General features: G+C 73.4%; 15 protein-coding genes. 8 read left to right on the top strand and 7 right to left on the bottom strand.

Annotated features, from left to right (window positions below; translation table 11 throughout):
* Window positions 1-130 precede the first annotated feature (130 nt).
* Window positions 131-955 (bottom strand): pirin family protein, encoded by an 825-nt coding sequence (locus ACIQBJ_RS20190; protein WP_400711914.1) that lies wholly within the window; start codon window positions 953-955, stop codon window positions 131-133.
* A gap of 235 nt (window positions 956-1,190) precedes the next feature.
* On the opposite strand from ACIQBJ_RS20190, the gene ACIQBJ_RS20185 reads away from it, so the two are divergent.
* From ACIQBJ_RS20185 to fabF, 5 genes are all read left to right on the top strand, one after another.
* Window positions 1,191-2,387: a PucR family transcriptional regulator gene (locus ACIQBJ_RS20185; RefSeq protein ID WP_400712561.1), complete on the top strand. Its 1,197-nt coding sequence runs from the start codon at window positions 1,191-1,193 to the stop codon at window positions 2,385-2,387.
* Window positions 2,388-2,477: 90 nt separating this feature from the next.
* A complete protein-coding gene (locus tag ACIQBJ_RS20180; RefSeq protein WP_400711911.1) occupies window positions 2,478-3,416 on the top strand; it encodes an ACP S-malonyltransferase in 939 nt (312 codons plus the stop codon).
* The gene (locus ACIQBJ_RS20175) at window positions 3,413-4,441 is read left to right on the top strand and encodes a beta-ketoacyl-ACP synthase III (RefSeq protein ID WP_400711908.1); all 1,029 of its coding nucleotides are present in this window, start codon (window positions 3,413-3,415) and stop codon (window positions 4,439-4,441) included. The genes ACIQBJ_RS20180 and ACIQBJ_RS20175 overlap by 4 nt, the downstream gene beginning before the upstream one ends.
* Before the next feature lie 84 nt (window positions 4,442-4,525).
* Window positions 4,526-4,768, top strand: coding sequence for an acyl carrier protein (locus tag ACIQBJ_RS20170; RefSeq protein ID WP_033222346.1), 243 nt, complete (start codon window positions 4,526-4,528; stop codon window positions 4,766-4,768).
* A gap of 107 nt (window positions 4,769-4,875) precedes the next feature.
* Entirely contained in the window at window positions 4,876-6,144 is a 1,269-nt protein-coding gene (gene fabF, locus ACIQBJ_RS20165) for a beta-ketoacyl-ACP synthase II (protein ID WP_400711905.1), read from the top strand.
* Between the two features lie 121 nt (window positions 6,145-6,265).
* Here fabF and ACIQBJ_RS20160 read toward each other — a convergent pair whose 3' ends face one another.
* From ACIQBJ_RS20160 to ACIQBJ_RS20150, 3 genes are all read right to left on the bottom strand, one after another.
* A complete protein-coding gene (locus ACIQBJ_RS20160; RefSeq protein ID WP_400711902.1) occupies window positions 6,266-7,438 on the bottom strand; it encodes a GDSL-type esterase/lipase family protein in 1,173 nt (390 codons plus the stop codon).
* Between the two features lie 244 nt (window positions 7,439-7,682).
* Window positions 7,683-8,177 carry a DUF3145 domain-containing protein gene (locus ACIQBJ_RS20155; RefSeq protein WP_400711899.1) on the bottom strand — a complete coding sequence of 165 codons (495 nt, stop codon included), beginning with the start codon at window positions 8,175-8,177 and terminating at the stop codon, window positions 7,683-7,685.
* A gap of 293 nt (window positions 8,178-8,470) precedes the next feature.
* Window positions 8,471-9,523 (bottom strand): NADP-dependent oxidoreductase, encoded by a 1,053-nt coding sequence (locus ACIQBJ_RS20150; RefSeq protein WP_400711896.1) that lies wholly within the window; start codon window positions 9,521-9,523, stop codon window positions 8,471-8,473.
* A 91-nt stretch (window positions 9,524-9,614) separates the two neighbouring features.
* On the opposite strand from ACIQBJ_RS20150, the gene ACIQBJ_RS20145 reads away from it, so the two are divergent.
* Window positions 9,615-10,124 (top strand): MarR family winged helix-turn-helix transcriptional regulator, encoded by a 510-nt coding sequence (locus ACIQBJ_RS20145; RefSeq protein WP_400711892.1) that lies wholly within the window; start codon window positions 9,615-9,617, stop codon window positions 10,122-10,124.
* A 179-nt stretch (window positions 10,125-10,303) separates the two neighbouring features.
* Entirely contained in the window at window positions 10,304-11,797 is a 1,494-nt protein-coding gene (locus ACIQBJ_RS20140) for an LCP family protein (RefSeq protein WP_400711889.1), read from the top strand.
* 320 nt (window positions 11,798-12,117) lie between these two features.
* On the opposite strand, the gene ACIQBJ_RS20135 is transcribed toward ACIQBJ_RS20140, so the two are convergent.
* From ACIQBJ_RS20135 to ACIQBJ_RS20125, 3 genes are all read right to left on the bottom strand, one after another.
* Entirely contained in the window at window positions 12,118-13,014 is an 897-nt protein-coding gene (locus ACIQBJ_RS20135; RefSeq protein ID WP_400711886.1) for a 1-aminocyclopropane-1-carboxylate deaminase/D-cysteine desulfhydrase, read from the bottom strand.
* Window positions 13,015-13,079: 65 nt separating this feature from the next.
* Window positions 13,080-14,246 (bottom strand): hypothetical protein, encoded by a 1,167-nt coding sequence (locus ACIQBJ_RS20130; protein ID WP_400711883.1) that lies wholly within the window; start codon window positions 14,244-14,246, stop codon window positions 13,080-13,082.
* The gene (locus tag ACIQBJ_RS20125) at window positions 14,243-14,917 is read right to left on the bottom strand and encodes an ankyrin repeat domain-containing protein (RefSeq protein ID WP_400711880.1); all 675 of its coding nucleotides are present in this window, start codon (window positions 14,915-14,917) and stop codon (window positions 14,243-14,245) included. Before ACIQBJ_RS20125 ends, ACIQBJ_RS20130 begins: the two co-directional genes overlap by 4 nt.
* A 611-nt stretch (window positions 14,918-15,528) precedes the next feature.
* Between ACIQBJ_RS20125 and ACIQBJ_RS20120 the strand changes: the two genes are divergently transcribed.
* On the top strand, window positions 15,529-17,808 hold the full coding sequence (locus ACIQBJ_RS20120; protein ID WP_400711877.1) for a M9 family metallopeptidase: 2,280 nt from the start codon (window positions 15,529-15,531) through the stop codon (window positions 17,806-17,808).
* Window positions 17,809-17,907: the final 99 nt, after the last annotated feature.

The following is a 17,907-nucleotide window of genomic DNA, read 5'->3' as shown; positions in this document are numbered from 1 at the left end:
GAGCGAGCACGCACCGCAAGATCGCGTCGCAGGACGGGAGTTGCACTGCCCTGCGATCTTCCCGGCGCGCTCCTCCGCTTCGCGCAGTTCCCCGCGCCCCTGCTTTCGCTGCCCGGAGCTTCCCGCGTCCTCAGCCGAACCGCACAGGCGTGTGCATCTCCCAGAGCAGCAGTTCCACCCCGTCCTCCCCCGCCGTCGGGTCCGCGAACGCGTCGCCCGTGATCCGGACGGAGTCGCCGGCGGCGGCCGAGCGGCCGCCGCCCTGCGGGCCCGGGACGGTGCGGTAGCCGAGCGAGCCCGCCACCACGTGGGCGTAGCGGAAGGGCGCCGCCGGCAGGGGCGGCAGCGCCGCCCAGGGGCCGACCCGGACCAGCCAGAGCGCGGCGTCGCGGCGGCGCAGCCGCAGGGCCTCGTCGCCGGGCCGCCCGGAGGCGAGCAGGTGCAGGCCGTCCCCGGCGGGGACGGTGCGGAGGCCGACGGCGGGCGCGGCGCCGAACTCGTCGGGCTGGAGCCACATCTGGAGGAAGACCGCGGGTTCGGCGGCCCCGCCGGCGTTGCGCTCGGTGTGGACGACGCCGCCGCCGGTGGACTGCACCTGGACGGTGCCGGGCCGGACCACGCTCGCGTGGCCCGCGTCGTCGCGGTGGGCGAGCGCGCCGGAGACGACCCAGGTGACGATCTCGGTGTCGGTGTGCCGGTGCGCCTCGTACCCGGCACCGACCGCCAGGGTCTCCTCGTTGCAGGCCAGCAGCGCCCCGAAGGAGGTGTTGCGGGGGTCGTAGTGCCCGGCGAAGGAGAAGGCGTGCCGGGCGGTGATCCCTTCGGCGGGTTCCGACAGGTACCGCTCGGCGGTGCGGCGCAGGTCGGCCCGGCCGCGCTCCTTGCGGGCGGGGCCGGACACCGGTTCGAGGGGTTCGGACGTCTGCCCGTCCTGGGGCGAAGAATCCACGCTCACGGGCACCACGGTAGCCGGTGTGACGGGGGCCACCGGACGACATCGGGCCGGGTGGGCACCAGCACCCGTCCGCGTGAGGCAGGCTAGTGCCGTGCCATCCGCTTCAGCGAAACCCGACAAATCATCCGACCGGTCCTCCGGCGAGCGCTCCTCCCCGGAGAAGGCCGCCGAGAAGAAGGCGGCCAGACGCCCGGCAGCGGCCGGGCGGGGCTCCGCCGTGCCGGGGCGGGGACGGATGACGGCCGAGGAGCGGCGGTTGGCCGCGGAGCGGGCCGAGCTGCGGTCGGCCACCCTGAAGCGGCTGGAGAAGTCGGCGGGCAAGCTGGCCTCGGCGGCGATCGCCCGGATGGACGACCAACTGGCCTGGTACCGGCGGATGCCGCCGGAGCACCGGTCGTGGATCGGCCTGGTCGCGCAGGCGGGCATCGCGGCGTTCACCGAGTGGTACCGGCACCCGGAGGCGCCGCAGGCGATCTCCACCGACGTGTTCGGCACCGCGCCGCGCGAGCTGACCCGGGCGATCACGCTGCGGCAGACCGTGGAGCTGATCCGCACCACCATCGAGGTGATGGAGGAGGCCATCGAGGAGGTGGCCGCCCCGGGCGACGAGGCCGGGATGCGCGAGTCGGTGCTGGTCTACGCCCGGGAGATCGCCTTCGCCACCGCCCAGGTGTACGCGCAGGCCGCCGAGGCGCGCGGCGCGTGGGACGCCCGGCTGGAGGCGCTGGTGGTGAACTCGCTGCTGTCCGGCGACGCCGACGAGGGCGTGCTGTCGCGGGCGGCGGCGCTCGGCTGGGGCCAGCCCAGCCAGGTGCGGGTGGTGATGGGCAGTGCCCCGGACGGCGACAGCGAACTGGTGGTCGAGGCGATCCGCCGGGCCGCCCGGTACGCCAAACTGCACGTGCTGACGGGGGTGTTGGGCCGCCGCCTGGTGGTGGTGGTCGGCGGCGACAAGGAGCCGGTGCACGCGGCCCGCGCGCTGATCGGCCAGTTCGCGCCCGGCCCGGTGGTGGTCGGCCCGACCGTCGGCGACCTGCTCTCCGCGACCCGCTCGGCGCACGCCGCCGCCCAGGGCCTGAAGGCGTGCGCGGCCTGGCCGGACGCCCCGCGCCCGGTGCTGGCCGACGACCTGCTGCCCGAACGGGCGCTGGCGGGCGACGAGGTGGCGCGCCATCAGTTGGTGGAGGAGATCTACACACCTCTGGAAGAAGCCGGTTCGGCACTCCTGGAGACGCTGAGTGTCTATCTGGAACAGGCGTCCTCCCTGGAGGGCGCCGCCCGGATGCTCTTCGTTCACCCGAACACCGTGCGCTACCGGCTGCGTCGTGTGACTGATGTCACCGGCTATGCTCCGTCAGACGTACGTTCGGCGTTCACCCTGCGCATCGCCCTTGCTCTGGGGCGTCTCGGTTCCGGGTCCGATCAGGGCTGAGCGAACTGTAGGGAGTCCACAAGCCGACGTGCTTTTCTTCGTCATCGTCGCCTACCCGCCCCCGGGCGTCCGGCGAGAGAGGGTTGAACCGTGCTCGTTATCGTCGCCCCTGGACAGGGTGCTCAGACTCCCGGCTTCCTCAACCCGTGGCTCGAACTGGACGGCGTCGCCGACCGGCTGCGCCAGTGGTCGGAGGTGGCCGGCCTCGACCTGGTGCACGCCGGGACCGGGGCGTCCGAGGAAGAGATCAAGGACACCGCCGTCGCGCAGCCGCTGCTGGTGGCCGCCGGCCTGGTGACCGCGGGGGCGCTGCTCCCGCGGGGCGTGGCCGGCACCGTCGGCGCGCTGGCCGGGCACAGCGTCGGCGAGATCACCGCCGCGGCGCTGGCCGGCGTGCTGTCCGAGCAGGACGCGCTGGCCTTCGTGCGCGAGCGCAGCCTCGGCATGGCCGAGGCCGCGGCCGCCACCGCGACCGGCATGACCGCGGTGCTCGGCGGCGACCCGGCGGAGGTCGCCGCGAAGCTCGCCGAGCACGGCGTGACCCCGGCGAACAACAACGGCGGCGGCCAGATCGTCGCGGCCGGCACGCTGGAGCAGCTGGCCGCGCTGAAGGCGGACCCGCCGGCCGGCGCGCGGCTGATCCCGCTGAAGGTCGCGGGCGCGTTCCACACCGCGCACATGGGCCCGGGCCGGACCCGGCTGGAGAAGCTGGCGCCGACCCTGACCGCCGCGGACCCGGTGACCGCCTACCTGTCCAACCAGGACGGCGCGGTGGTCGGTTCGGGTGCCGAGGTGCTGGCCCGCCTGGTGTCGCAGGTGTCCAACCCGGTCCGCTGGGACCTGTGCATGGAGACGCTGCAGCAGCTGGGCGCCACCGCCGTCATCGAGCTGTCCCCCGCCGGGACGCTCACCAACCTGGTCAAGCGCAACGTCAAGGGTGTCGCCACGCTGGCCCTGAAGACCCCCGCCGATCTCGACAAGGCCCGCGAACTCGTGGCCGAGCACGGCAGCCAGGAGAAGACCGCATGAGCGCAACCATCAAGCCGGTCACCGGCGCCCAGCACTCCCGCATCCTCGGGGTGGGCGGCTACCGCCCGTCCCGGGTGATCCCCAACTCCGAGGTCCTGAACTGGATCGACTCCTCGGACGAGTGGATCAGGACCCGTTCCGGCATCGCCGAGCGCCGCTGGGCGGGCCCGGAGGAGACCGTCGCGGAGATGTCGGTGCAGGCCGCGGGCAAGGCCGTGGCGATGGCCGGGATCACCCCGGAGCAGATCGGCGGCGTCATCGTGGCGACCGTCTCGCACCTGAAGCAGACCCCGGCGATCGCCACCGAGATCGCCCAGCGGCTCGGCTGCGGCACCGCCCCGGCGTTCGACATCTCGGCCGCCTGCGCGGGCTTCGGCTACGGCCTGGGCCTGGCCGACGGCCTGGTGCGCGGCGGCAGCGCCGAGTACGTGCTGGTGATCGGCGTGGAGCGGCTCAGCGACCTGACCGACGTCACCGACCGCTCGACCGCGTTCATCTTCGGCGACGGCGCGGGCGCCGCGATCGTCGGCCCCTCGGACACCCCCGGCATCGGCAAGGTGGTCTGGGGTTCGGACGGCTCGCAGGCCGACGTGATCTCGCAGACCCAGGCCTGGGACACCGCCTTCGCCAAGCCGGACGCCGTCAACGGCGCCGGCGAGGAGATCAAGTGGCCGGCCCTGCGGATGGAGGGCCAGACGGTCTTCCGCTGGGCCGTCTACGACATGGCCAAGGTCGCCCAGCAGGCCCTGGACGCGGCCGGGGTGACGGCCGATCAGCTCGGTGCGTTCATCCCGCACCAGGCGAACATGCGCATCATCGACGCCATGGTCAAGAAGCTGGACCTGCCCCCGAACGTCCCGGTCGCCCGCGACATCGCGGAGACCGGCAACACCTCCGCCGCGTCCATTCCGCTCGCCATGGAGCGGATGCTGGAGCGCGGCGAGGCCAAGAGCGGCGACCTGGCCCTGATCATCGGCTTCGGTGCCGGTCTGGTCTACGCCGCCGCAGTGGTTACTCTCCCCTAGGCGTTTTTTCTCCGCCCCACCCCCTGGAAACCCGCGTCGGCCCGACGGGCCGCACGCAGTCAACACCGAGAAGGAGCAGCCGATATGGCTACCCGCGAAGAGGTTCTCGAAGGTCTCGCCGAGATCGTGAACGAGATCGCCGGCATTCCGGTCGAGGACGTCGCGCTCGACAAGTCCTTCACCGACGACCTGGACGTCGACTCGCTGTCCATGGTCGAGGTCGTCGTCGCCGCCGAGGAGCGCTTCGGCGCGAAGATCCCGGACGACGAGGTCAAGAACCTGAAGACCGTCGGCGACGCGGTGGACTTCATCGTCGCCAACGTCTGACCTCAGGTCAGGCAACCGGTCGGGGCACGCCCGGCGCGCCCCGACCGGCCCCTTTCCGACCGGCCCTCCGGTCCTCCCCCTCAGCTGATGAGAGAAGAAGAAAACCAGTGACTGCTGAAAACCGCACCGTGGTCGTCACGGGTATCGGCGCCTTCACGCCGCTGGGCGGCGACGCCGCCACTTTCTGGGAGGGCCTGCTGGCCGGCAAGTCCGGGGTCCGCGCCCTCACCGAGGACTGGGCCGCCGACCTGCCGGTCCGGATCGCCGCCCGGGTCGCCGTCGAGCCCGGCGAGATCCTGCCCCGCCCGCTGGCCCGCAAGCTGGACCGCTCGGCCCAGTTCGCGCTGATCGCCGCCCGCGAGGCCTGGAAGGACGCCGGCTACGAGGCGCCCGCCACCGACGACGCCAACCCGCTGGCCCCCGAGCGCCTGGGCGCGGTCATCGCCTCCGGCATCGGCGGCGTCACCACCCTGCTCGACCAGTACGACGTGCTCAAGGAGCAGGGCGTCCGCAAGGTCTCCCCGCACACCGTCCCGATGCTGATGCCCAACTCCCCGGCGGCCAACGTCGGCCTGGAGGTCGGCGCCCGCGCGGGCGTGCACACCCCCGTCTCCGCCTGTGCCTCCGGCGCCGAGGCGATCGGCTACGCGATCGAGATGATCCGCACCGGCCGCGCCGACGTCGTGGTGGCCGGCGGCACCGAGGCCGCGGTGCACCCGCTGCCGATCGTCGCCTTCTCCAACATGATGGCGATGTCCAAGAACAACGACGACCCGGAGCACGCCTCCCGCCCGTACGACAAGGGCCGCGACGGCTTCGTGCTCGGCGAGGGCGCGGGCGTGGTCGTGCTGGAGTCCGCCGAGCACGCGGCCGCCCGCGGCGCCCGGGTCTACTGCGAGGCGATCGGCCAGGGCCTGTCCTCGGACGCCCACCACATCGCCCAGCCCGAGCCGACCGGCGCCGGCGTGGCCCGCGCCATCGACGACCTGTTCGCCCGCAACGACCTCGACCGGTCCGAGGTGGTGCACGTCAACGCGCACGCCACCTCGACCCCGCAGGGCGACACCGCCGAGATCAAGGCGCTGCGCCGCACCCTGGGCGAGCACCTCGACCACGTGGCGATCTCCGCCACCAAGTCGATGACCGGCCACCTGCTGGGCGGCGCCGGCGGCATCGAGACCGTCGCCACCGTGCTCGCGCTGTACAACCGGCTGGCCCCGCCGACCGTCAACGTGGTCGACCTGGACGACGACATCGACGCCGACATCGTCCGCGACGAGCCGCGCAAGCTCCCGGTCGACGGCCGGATCGCCGCGCTGAACAACTCCTTCGGCTTCGGCGGCCACAACGTGGTGCTGGCCTTCCGCACCGTCTGACGCACCGTCGGCCCGTGGGGCGGTCCCGGTTCTCCGGGGCCGCCCTGTCGGCTTTCCGGCTCCGTCGGCTTTCCGGCTCCGTCGGCTTTCCGGCTCCGTCGGCTTTCCGGCTCCGCCGCGCCTACGGCTTCGCGGTCAGTTGGACCCCGGTGGCATCCTGGCCGGCCGTGTTGCGGCAGGACCAGTTCCCGGAGGTCCTGGCGTTCAGCAGGGTCAGGCAGCGCCCGAGCGCCAGCTGACCGTAGTAGTTCGGGTGGAAGGACTCCTGGGTGGCGCCCTGGACGGTGCCGCCGTAGTCCAGGAAGCGGGCCCACTCGCTGGTGGTGGCCGACGGCGCGCTGCTCGGCGTGGCCATCCGGGTGCCCTTGGCGCACACCTCGCGGCCCTGCAGCAGGTCGCGCAGGTCGAGGAACTGGACGCCCCGGTCGGCCGCGACGCCGGCCAGCCGGTCGGAGATCTGCGGGACCAGCGCGTCGCGCGCCCAGTCGGCGTCCTGGTCCCAGAACGGGCAGCCGCCGGTGCTGGTCCGGCTCCAGCCGCTCTCCGGGTAGCGGTTCTCCGCGCTGCGCGGGATCGGCGACGGGTAGGACTGCAGCACGATCCGGTAGTCGCCGGGACGGTAGCCGGCGCCCGCCATCACGGCCCGGATCTCGTCGATCGACTTGCCGACCCCGGCCATCGCGGCGTCCATCCGGGCGTCGACCGCGGCCTGCTGGTCGTCGTGGCAGTACGACCACCAGACCTCGTAGTCCTGCACGCAGGTGGAGATCACGTCGGCGAAGCCCAGGTCGTTGCCGCCGATCGAGAGCGTGATCAGCTTGACGTTGTACTGGCCCGCCACCGCGGCGAGCCGGTCGGCCTGCGGGGCCTCGCCCTTGAACGACTGCCCGCCGGAGGCGGCGCGGAAGACGTTGACGGAGGTGGCGCCGGAGCAGGCGAGGTTGACCGCGGTCTGGTTGACGGTGGGGGCGCTGCGCACCTCGGCCACGTCCGAGCGGTCGCACCCGCTCGGGTAGGTGGTGCCGTACACCCGGGTCGGGTCGTAGCCCGTCCCGGTCCAGGCGCGGTCGGTGCCGTCCCGGCTGCCGCCGGTGGTGTCGCTGTTGCCCTTCCAGCGACCGGCCTCTCCGGAGATGTAGCTGTCGCCCATCGAGACCGTCGCGGTGGTCCCGGTGCCGGGGGCGGCGGCGGCCGGGGCGGCGGTGACGACGGGCAGGACGGCGGCGGGCAGGGCGAGCGCCGCTGCGGCGAGCAGGGCGAGGGTCCTCGGGGTGGTGCGTCGGCTCTGGGGCACGGCGGAACTCCTGCGGAGGGCCCCGCGGGTGGGACCGCGGGGCGCTGGTGAGGGTGGGCCGCCGGCCGGTGGCGGGATGAATGTGACATGCCCACCGTTATTACCGCCAGGTATCTGCATCGGGAAACTCACAGCGTCACGGACTTTCTCGCTGCGTCACCGCGGCCCGCCGACCGCCCACCATCTGCCCGCCGTCCGCCCGCCGCCCGCCCGCCGCCTTCGTGGGCCGGGCCCCTGCCGCGGGTCAGACCACCTGGTGGAGCCAGCGCACCGGCGCGCCCTCGCCCGCGTACCGGAACGGCTCCAGCTCGTCGTCCCAGGGCTTGCCGAGCAGCCGGACGATCTCCGACTCCAGGTTGCCGCCCTCGCTGCGGGTGCGCAGCAGCACGGCGCGGAGCCGGTCCTCGGGGATCAGGATGTCGCCGTGGATGCCCGTGACGGCGTGGAAGATGCCGAGGCTGGGCGTGGAGGAGTAGCGCTCGCCCTCCGCCGTGGCGCAGGGCTCGCTGGTCACCTCGTAGCGCAGCAGCTGCCAGTCGCGCAGGGCGGACGCCAGCCGGGAGGCGGTACCGGGCTCCCCCTGCCAGGAGAGTTCGGACCGCCAGTGGCCGGCCGCGGCGGGCTGCCTGATCCAGTCGAGGTTGACCCGCACGCCGAGCACGCCCGCCACCGCCCACTCGACGTGCGGGCACAGCGCGCGGGGCGCGGAGTGGAGGTAGAGCACACCACGTGTCGTCACCGGGACCTCCTGGCTGTGGACGAGGGTCGCCTTCCCCAGCTGCCTCGTGCCGTCGCCGGTCGGTACTGATCCAGTGGCTACCCCGTGAAGCTCAACTTATTCGACATTAGGTCATCAAATCGAGCAAAACGGACAAGCTTTCACCCCATGCTAGTCGGTTCGCCCGGGAGGTCTACCCTCGCAGCGCCCACCTCCCCCGAACGGACCTACGGACGCGCCCCCGCCGGATTCCCTTCCGGCGGGGGCGCGCTGACGGTCCGGAACCCGACGCGGCGTCAGATTCCTTCCGGGGTTCAGAGCTTGACGACCATCTTCCCGGTGTTGGCGCCGCGCAGCATGCCGAGGAAGGCGTCGACGGTGTTCTCCACGCCCTCGACCACGGTCTCGTCGGAGCGCAGCGAGCCGTCCCGCAGCCAGCCGCCGACCTCCTCGAAGAACTGCCCGCGCAGCGCGCCGTGGTCGCCGACGATCATGCCCTGTAGGCGCAGCCGCTTGCCGATGGCGAGCGCGAGGTTGCGCGGCCCGGCGGGCGCGGCGGTGTCGTTGTACTGGGCGATGGCGCCGCACAGGGTGACCCGGCCGTGCGCGTTGAGCGCGCCGATGGCGGCCTCCAGGTGCTCGCCGCCGACGTTGTCGAAGTAGACGTCGATGCCCTCGGGGGCGGCCTGGGCGAGCTGTTCGGCGACCGGGCCGGCCTTGTAGTCGAAGGCGGCGTCGAAGCCGAGTTCGTCGACCAGGGTGGCGACCTTGGCGGCGGAGCCGGCCGAGCCGACGACCCGCTTCGCGCCCTTGAGCCGGGCGATCTGGCCGACCAGGGAGCCGACCGCGCCCGCCGCGCCGGAGACGAAGACGGTGTCGCCGGGCTTGAACGACGCGACCTCCAGCAGGCCGGCGTACGCGGTGAGCCCCGGCATGCCGAGCACGCCCAGGTAGGCGGAGAGCGGGGCGAGGTCCGGATCGACCCGCACGGTGTGCGCGGCGTCCAGCGTGGCGTACTCGCGCCAGCCCAGCCCGTGCAGCACCGCGTCGCCGACCGCGAAGCCCTCGGCCTCCGAGGCGACCACGTACCCGACGGCCCCGCCGTCCATCGGCGCGCCGAGCGCGTACGGCGGGACGTAGGACTTGACGTCGTTCATCCGGCCGCGCATGTACGGGTCCACCGAGAGGTAGGCGTTGCGCACCACGATCTCGCCCGGGCCGGGCTGCCGGACCGGGGCCTCGACCAGGGCGAAGTCGGCGGGCACCGGCCAGCCCTGCGGACGGCCCGCCAGGTGCCACTCGCGGCCGGTCGCGGGGAGGGCCGGGTCCTGCGCCGTCGGGGCCCGGTCTGCCGTCGGGTCTGCCATCACGTACTCCTCAACCTGAAATGTTCAGCGACTCAAGTAATCCTGCGGATGAAAGGTTCATGTTGTCAAATGTTCAGTTAGACTCGATGCCATGGAGAAGGAGCAGCAGCAGGTGCAGGCGCCCCCGGCCGACCCGATCACCCTGGAGGTCGTGGACCTCATGGCGCGCCTGGTCGGACTCTTCCACCGCGAGTACGAGGAGGCCGCGGCCGCCCGCTCGCTCACCGGCGCCCAGGCCAAGGTGCTGGCCCTGCTCCGGCGCGGCCCGATGCCGATGCGGCGGATCGCGCAGACCCTCTCCTGCGAGCCGTCCAACATCACCGGCATCGTCGACCGGCTGGAGAGCCGCGGCTTCGTGACCCGCGAGGCCGACCCGCAGGACCGCCGGGTCAAGCTGGTCGCCGCCACCGGGGCCGGGGTCTCCGCCTCCGCCGAACTGCGCGAGTCGCTGAACTTCGCCCGCGAGCCGCTGGCCGCCCTGGACGACGAGGAGCGCGGCCAGCTGCGCGACCTGCTGCGCCGGATGCTCGACTCCACCGGCAGCAGCGCCGGCGACGGTGGCGCCGACGGCGCCACCGCCGCCGGCACCGAGCGGGGCTGAGCCGCCGCCGGGCGCACCGATTCGAAAATCTCTCGAAAAAGTGATGGTTCGCGGGTAACCAATCCGGTCGCCGAACCGTCCAAGTAGTGACGAGTACCCCGGTCGCGGTGTGGCGGCCGGGGCGAATCCGCCTGCCCTCGGGCGCCCGTTCCCGCCGCCCGCAGAGAGATGCCGGACCGATGACCGACGCCGAACAGCACTCCGCCGCGACCCCGTCCCGCGGCCGTCGAGCAGCCCGGGCCCTCGGGGCCACCGCCGCCGTCCTGGTGGTCGCCGCGGGCGGGCTCGGTGCCTGGTACTACCAGCGGCTCGACCACAACATCACGACCTTCGCCGCCGAGGGCATCGCCACCAGCCGACCGCCGGCCGGACCGGCCGCCACCACCGGCGGACGCCCCGTCAACGTCCTGCTGCTGGGATCGGACACCCGGGACGGCGGCAACAACGCGCTGGGCGGCGGCGACGAGGGGGTCGGCCACTCCGACACCGCGATCCTGCTGCACGTGTACGCCGACCACAAGCACGCGGTCGGCGTGTCGATCCCCCGCGACACCCTGGTCACCGTCCCGCCCTGTCGGCTGCCGAGCGGCAAGTGGACCAGCACGAGGACCAACCAGATGTTCAACTCCGCCTTCACCGTCGGGGAGTTCCCGGCCGGCAACCCGGCCTGCACGCAGAACACCGTCGAGACCCTGACCGGCCTGCGCGTCGACCACACCCTGGTGGTCGACTTCAAGGGCTTCGCCGCCATCACCTCCGCCGTCGGCGGCGTGGACGTGTGCGTGCCCAACAACGTCGACTCCTACGGCATCCACCTCACCAAGGGCCGGCAGACCGTCTCCGGACCGCAGGCCGTCGACTACGTCCGGGCCCGGCACGGCATCGGCGACAGCTCCGACATCGGCCGGATGCGCCGTCAGCAGGCCTTCATGTCCTCGCTGTTCGAGAAGGTCCGGGCGCAGGGCTTCGACCCGGGCACCCTGCTGCCGCTCGCCGACGCCGCCACCCGCTCGCTCACCGTCGACCCCGAACTCGGCTCCCCCTACAAGCTCGTCGAGTTCGCCCAGTCCCTGCGCGACATCAAGCTCTCCGACGTCCAGTTCGTCACCGTGCCCTGGCGCTTCCAGGGTGAGCGCGTCGCCGTCGTCGAACCCGACGCGAGCGTGCTGTGGAACCTGCTGCGCCAGGACCGCACCCTCGACGGCCGCGCCGCCACCGCCCCCGGCACCCCGACGCCCACGGCCCCCGCCCCCGGCCCGACCCCCTCGCCCGACGGCAGCCCCGACCGCACGGCGCTCGCGGTGCCCGTCACCCTCCACAACGCCGCCAAGTCCCCCGGCCTCTCCGGACGCACCGCCACCGCGCTGCGCGGCAGCGGCTACCAGGACGTCACCATCGGCGCCAACACCCCCGCCCGCCCGACCACCCTGATCGAGTACGCCCCCGCCCTGCGCGGTGCCGCCGATCAGCTCGCCCGGCTCTACCCCGGCGCCGAACTCCGCGCCGCCCCCGACACCGAGGGCCTCACCCTCACCCTCGGCCAGGACCGCGCCGACTCCCCCGACCCGAGCGCCACCGGCGCCACCGCCCTGCCCACCGGCATCCCGACCGGCATCACCGAGAACACCCGCCCCGCCGACAGCGACCTCTGCAGCGACCTCAGCTTCGGCTGAACCGACCCCGACGACTGCGGCTGCCCCGAGGCCGGAAGTCGGCGCCGCCACCACGAGCCCGGGGGAAGACGGGGCAGGGAGCAGCGCCAGTGGTGGCCGCAGTCGGCGAACCGGGCTGCCGGGGACGGGTCACCGGGCGGCCGGCAGCCGAGAACAGGCAGCCGGCAGCGAAAAACAAACGGCGGGCGGGGCCGGAGCCCGGCAGTCGGCGGCGGGTGGGCGGCTGTGGACGGCCCGGGATGGGCCGGGATGGGGCGGTACCGGACGACAGGCAGCGAACGGCAGCGAACGGCAGCGAACGGGCGGCAGGCGGCAGCGGCTCAGGCCACCGGGTCGGGGATGCCCGTCACGACCACCGTGACCCGGCAGTCCGCCAAGTCGCCCGCCCGGACCAGCCCGTGGACGGCCTGCAGCGTCTTCGCCACGTACCGGCGCTCGATCGGCACTCCGTGCGCCGCCTCGAACCGTGCGGCGAATCGTTCCAGCTCGGCGGGCACCCGGCCGTAGCCGCCGCCGTGCCAGTCGTGGGTCAGCTCCCAGTTGTCGAACTCCCTTCCGCAGGCAGATCGGTGGAGTGCCGTCACCTCGCGCTCCAGGTAGCCCTCGCCGCGCAGGACCGCCACCCCGAGCGCCCGGGCGCCGGGCGGCAGCCCGGCCGCGATCCCGGCGAGCGTGCCGCCGGTGCCGACGGGGCAGCACACCACGTCCCGTTCGCCCGCCCCGCCCGGGAGTTGGGCCGCCAGCTCCGCGCTGACCACCGCCGCCCCGTGCACCGCGAGCGCGTTCGACCCGCCCTCCGGCAGGACGCAGTAGCCGGGCCGCCGCTCCCGCCGACCGTCCGCGACCTCCCGGTAGGTGGAGCGCTCGACGAACTCCAGCACCATCCCGTCCCGCTCGGCCCGGGCCAGCGACCAGTTCCGCGGCGCGTCCGCCAGCTCCGCGCCGCGGATCACTCCGGTGCTCGCCAGCCCGAGCGCCTTCGCCGCGGCCGCCACCGCCCGGACGTGCGTCGAGTACGCCCCGCCGTACGTCAGCAGGCCCCGGTACCCGGCCGCGACCGCGTGCTCCAGGTTCGGCGCCAGCTTGCGCCACTTGTTGCCCGGCACGGTCGGGTGCGCCAGGTCGTCGCGCTTCAGCCGGAGTTCGACCCCCGCCGCGGCGAGCTCCGGATCGTCGATCACCAGCAGGGGGGTGGGCAGTGCGGCGGGCAGGAGCATCCGCCCACCCTAGGGCCTGGCTTCGAACCCCCCGCGCGGCGAGCAGGCTGCGGGGCTCGGTGTCGTCAGAGCACGGCTATCCCCAGGGGGCGGTGGCCGGCCGCCAGGCGGTGGGTGGCGCCGCTGTCGAGGTCGACCAGGGTGATGCCGTCCCAGGAGCCGTCGCGGGTGAAGCCGCCAGTGACGTAGGCCGTCCGGCCGTCGGCCGATATCGCCACGTCCTCGTGCGGGGTGCCGAGCGGGTGGACCCGTTCGCTGCCGTCGGGTTGGCGGACCGTCAGGCTCGGGCCCCGGTCGTCCCCGGTGATCGGGCCGGAGCCGACCACCAGCAGGCGGCCGTCGGGGGTGAGGGTGGTGCCGTGCTGGTGGGTGTTGGCCGTCATCGGTTCGACGGAGACCTGCCCGGTGCGCGGGTCGACCACCGCGAGCCGCTCGCCCTCGAAGGGCAGCAGCAGTCTGCCGTCGCCCGGCCGGACCGCCGCGTAGTGCGGTTTAAGCCAGGAGCCGAGCCCGCCCTCGGTGCCGTACGGGGCGACCTCGATCCGGCGGGTGGCCAGGGTGTCGGCGGCCACCACCGTCACGTCGAAGGAGTCGTGGCCGGTCGCGTAGACCTCCCGTCCGTCCGGGGAGACGTCGACGTCGAACGGCCGCCGCCCGACCGGGGCCGCCCCGGTGACCTGGCCGGAGGCGGTGTCGACCACCTCCAGCGCCCCGTTCTTCCCCGGCACGTTGACGCCGACGTACAGCCGTCCGCCGTCCGGGGAGAGCGCCAGGCCCATGCCGCCGCCGCGGTACTCGCCCGTCCCGGCGGGGCCGGTGGCCGTCCGGAGCGGGATCAGCCGGGTCAGTGTGCGCGCACGGGTGTCGACCTCGGCGACGCCCTCGGCGGTGCTGACCCAGGACCGGCCGTCGGCCCCGGCCACCACCGCGTACGGCGCCGTGCCGACCCGGACCGAGCCGGTCGCGCCGCGCTGCGGGTCGACGAAGGTGACGGTGTCGGCCCCGAAGTCGGCGACCAGGAGCGTCCCGGCCGCGGTCGGGGAGGCCGCCGGGCCGGTGGCCGGCGACGGGGTCGGCGCGGGGGTCGGCGGCGCGACCGCGACCGACCGGGCCCGGCCACCGCCCCCGGTGCCGCCGTCCGCAGGACCGGCGCAGGCGGCGAGCAGGACGGCGAGCACCGGAGCGGCGACCGCCAACAGCACCGGCAGGGGACGTCGGTGACGGTTCGTCATCGGGAACCTCCGCCTTCGGGAACAGGGGCAGGGGCAGGAGCGGGTTCGGGTGCGGGTGCGGGTTCGGGTGCGGATTCGGGTGCGGGCCGCAGCAGTTCGGCGAGGGCGTCGAAGCCGCGGCGCTCGGCGTGCCGCAGGGGCGTCACCCCGTCGGCGTCGGGGAGGTCGGGCGTCGCGCCGGCGGCGAGCAGCAGGCGGACCACCTCGGTGTGCGCGCGGCCGCCGTCGCCGAGGATCACGGCCTCCAGCAGGGCCGTCCAGCCCAGCCGGTTGACGTGGTCGACGTCGATGTCGGTCTCCGCCAGGACGGCGCGCACGTAGGCGACGTGGCCGCGTTCGGCGGCGGGTATCAGGCTGACCCCGCCGAAGCGGTTGGTCAGCCCGACGTCCGGCCGGGAGGGCAGCAGGGCGCGCAGCATCGGGACGCTGCCGGTGACGCCGGTGGCCAGCCAGGCGCTGTCCTGCCGGTCGTCCTGGGCGTCCGGATCGGCGCCGGCGGCGACCAGGAGTTCGGCGACGGGCACCGCGTCCGCGAGGACGGCGAGCAGCAGCGGTGTCCGCCCCTGCTGGTCCCGGGCCTCCGGCCGGGCGCCGTCCGCCAGGGCGGCCCTTGCGGCGGCGAGGTCGCCGCCGTGCGCGGCCGCGAGCAGGCGCTGGTCGTTCTCGGTCATCACGGTCCTCCTCCTGAGGGACGGCAGGGACGGCAGGTACAGCACGGAATGCCTCAACGGATGCGGGGCTGCGGTGGGGGCCGGACGGGGACCACCGGGCGGGATTGTCGGGCGGGGATGTCGGGTCTATGGGCGGGATGCCGGACGGGGGCCGGGCGGGAAGCCGACGGATCGGCGCCGCACTCCCATATTTGCCCCGCCCCCGGCATCGATTCGTCGTCGAACCGGCCACATCCGGCGAGCGTTCCGGTGGACACCGCCATCGTCCGATCGGTGGATGCGCAACCCGCAACCGCCACATTTCCGCAGCTCAGCAGGCATTCCACCAGCACCGCCCAGCTGGCGCCCGGCACCCGTCCGACCAGCACCCGACCGCCGCGCGACCACCGCCGGGCCACGGCCCGACCGCCGTGCGAGCCCCGGTCCGGCGAGGCGGTGGACGGGCCGGTGACGGCGGAGCGAAGGGCCCGGAAACGGCGGGGCGCGGGGAAGTCGGATCACCATCTGATCTCGGCCCTTCCCACCCCGCCTTTCACTGTGCCATTTTACATGTCACACATCAGATGGCCGGTGCCCCCGCAGCCCGACCACAACCGCTCGGAGCCCCCACCGTGCGTCACATCAAGACAGCCACGGCCCAGTTGGGCCGCCTGCTCGCCCTGGCGTTCGCGCTCGTCCTCACCATCGGACTGTTCGCCCCCCAGGGCAGCGCCCACGCCGCCACCGCCGCCCCCGCCGCGCCCAGCAAGGACACCGCCGCCCAGGACGCCGGCGCCCCGTCCACCCACCCCGTCCCGAAGTCGCCGGACGAGCCGAAGGACGGCCGCCGCACCCCGGGCGAGACCGTGACCGGCACCCGGACCGCGCCGCAGCAGGGCACTGCCACCGCCCCCAGGACGAGCAAGAAGTTCGGTTCGCTCGCCGCCGACGCGAACGGCTGCGACACCGCCGTCTTCGGCTCCCGCAGCGGCAGCGCGCTGGTCCAGGCGGTCACCTCCGCCTCCCTCGACTGCGTGGGCAAGCTCTACAACATCACCGGCGCCGACGCGAAGAACACCTTCCGCGAGCCGCAGATGGTCGCCGTGGCCGACGCCCTGCGCACCGCCGCCACCGGCTACGACGGCACCAACTCGGCGTCCGCCGCCCAACTGGTGACCTTCCTGCGGGCCGGCTACTACGTCCAGTGGAACCAGCCGGACACCGTCGGCGCGTACGGCACCGCCCTGCAGACCTCGATCCGCGGCGCGCTGGACGCGTTCTACGCCGCCCCGCACGCCAAGGACGTCACCGAGGCGAACGGCCAGATCCTCTCCGAGGCCGTCATCCTGATCGACTCCGCCCAGGAGAACGCCCGCTACACCGGCGTGGTCAAGGACCTGCTGGACCGCTACACCGGCTCCTGGTCCGGCGGCATGTGGAACGCCGTCTCCAACACCAAGCTGGTGCTGGAGAACGGCCTCGGCACCGACTCCTTCAACGCCGCGCTGGCCGCCGACCCGTCCGTGGCGGCCTCGATCTCCTCGTTCGTCAAGCGCAACGGCTGGATGATCAACGGCGGCGACCTGGCCACCAACCTGGGCATCGACCTCGGCTCCTTCCTGGAGCAGCCGGTCCTGCAGGCCCAGGCCCGCCCGCTGGTCAAGGACCTGGTCAACGCCTACCCGCTGGTCGGCGCCACCGGCCCGCTGACCATGAACCTCGCCTGGTTCACCGAGAAGAAGGACGCCGGGCACTGCTCCTACTACGGGCTGTGCGACCTGCCGACCCGGCTCGCCCCGCTGGTCCTGACCGTCGACCGGGTCTGCAGCCCGACCCTGCGCATCCGCGCCCAGGCCCTGTCCGCGACCGAGCTGGACAGCACCTGCGCCAGCCTGGCCAACGAGGACGCCCTGTTCCACCGGGTGGTCAAGGACAACGGCCCCGTCCCGGGCGACGTCAACACCCAGCTCGAGGTCGTCGTCTACGACTCCTCCTACGACTACCGCCTGTACGCCTGGTCGATGTACGACATCGAGGTCGACAACGGCGGCATGTACCTGGAGGGCAAGCCGAACGAGGCCGGCAACCAGGCCCGCTTCATCGCCCACGAGGCGGAGTGGCTGCGCCCGTCCTTCCAGATCTGGAACCTCAACCACGAGTACGCGCACTACCTCGACGGCCGGTTCGACTTCTACGGCGACTTCGACGCCGGACAGACCTTCCCGAACATCTGGTGGATCGAGGGCTTCGCCGAGTACATGTCCTACACCTACCGGGACGTGCGCTACGACGACGCGATCGCGCAGGCCGCCAAGGGCACCTACAAGCTCAGCACCCTGTTCGACACCACCTACGACAACACCGACCAGACCCGGACCTACAACTGGGGCTACCTGGCCGTCCGCTACATGCTCCAGTCGCACCCGCAGGACGTCGCCGCCTACCTGACGAAGACCCGCTCCGGCGACTTCGCGGGCGCCCGCGCCGCCATCACCTCGATCGGCACCTCCTACGACACCGACTTCGCCCGCTACCTGACCGCCTGCGGCGCCGGCGACTGCGGCACCCTGGCACCCGCCGTCCCGCTCTGCGCCAACCAGGACGCCCGCTGGTACGACCGGGACTGCCGCCGCGACAACGTCGCCGCCACCACCGGCAACTACAGCTACGGCTTCCTCAACCTGCCGGCCGGCGTGAAGCAGCTGACCATCACCACCTCCGGCGGCACCGGCAACGCCGACCTGTACTGGAACCCGGCCAACTGGGCCACCACCGGCTCCTACGCCGCCAAGTCCGTCAACAACGGCAACGGCGAGACCCTGACCATCACCGACCCGCCCGCGGGCTGGGTGTACTTCAGCCTCTACGCCCAGCAGGGCTTCTCCGGGGTCACCGTCACCACCCAGTACTGACCGACCGTCAACTCCCGCACCGGCCGGGGCCCGCACGTCCGAGGACGCGCGGGCCCCGGCCGCTGTGCCGAACAGGTCCGTTCCCGTCCACGGGCGGGT

The organism is Kitasatospora sp. NPDC088391 (assembly GCF_044753345.1).
GTDB lineage: Bacteria > Actinomycetota > Actinomycetes > Streptomycetales > Streptomycetaceae > Kitasatospora.
Note: the sequence above shows the minus strand (reverse complement) of the source record. Positions and strands in the feature narration are given on the sequence as shown.

Bases quoted from the DNA above. Each gene is read 5' to 3' on its own strand.
- ACIQBJ_RS20185 (WP_400712561.1), top strand. From the start codon at position 1,191: ATGACGGCCGAGGAGCGGCGGTTGGCCGCGGAGCGGGCCGAGCTGCGG.
- ACIQBJ_RS20175 (WP_400711908.1), top strand. From the start codon at position 3,413: ATGAGCGCAACCATCAAGCCGGTCACCGGCGCCCAGCACTCCCGCATC.
- ACIQBJ_RS20170 (WP_033222346.1), top strand. From the start codon at position 4,526: ATGGCTACCCGCGAAGAGGTTCTCGAAGGTCTCGCCGAGATCGTGAAC.
- ACIQBJ_RS20150 (WP_400711896.1), bottom strand. From the start codon at position 9,523: ATGGCAGACCCGACGGCAGACCGGGCCCCGACGGCGCAGGACCCGGCC.
- ACIQBJ_RS20145 (WP_400711892.1), top strand. From the start codon at position 9,615: ATGGAGAAGGAGCAGCAGCAGGTGCAGGCGCCCCCGGCCGACCCGATC.
- ACIQBJ_RS20140 (WP_400711889.1), top strand. From the start codon at position 10,304: ATGACCGACGCCGAACAGCACTCCGCCGCGACCCCGTCCCGCGGCCGT.
- ACIQBJ_RS20135 (WP_400711886.1), bottom strand. From the start codon at position 13,014: ATGCTCCTGCCCGCCGCACTGCCCACCCCCCTGCTGGTGATCGACGAT.
- ACIQBJ_RS20130 (WP_400711883.1), bottom strand. From the start codon at position 14,246: ATGACGAACCGTCACCGACGTCCCCTGCCGGTGCTGTTGGCGGTCGCC.
- ACIQBJ_RS20125 (WP_400711880.1), bottom strand. From the start codon at position 14,917: ATGACCGAGAACGACCAGCGCCTGCTCGCGGCCGCGCACGGCGGCGAC.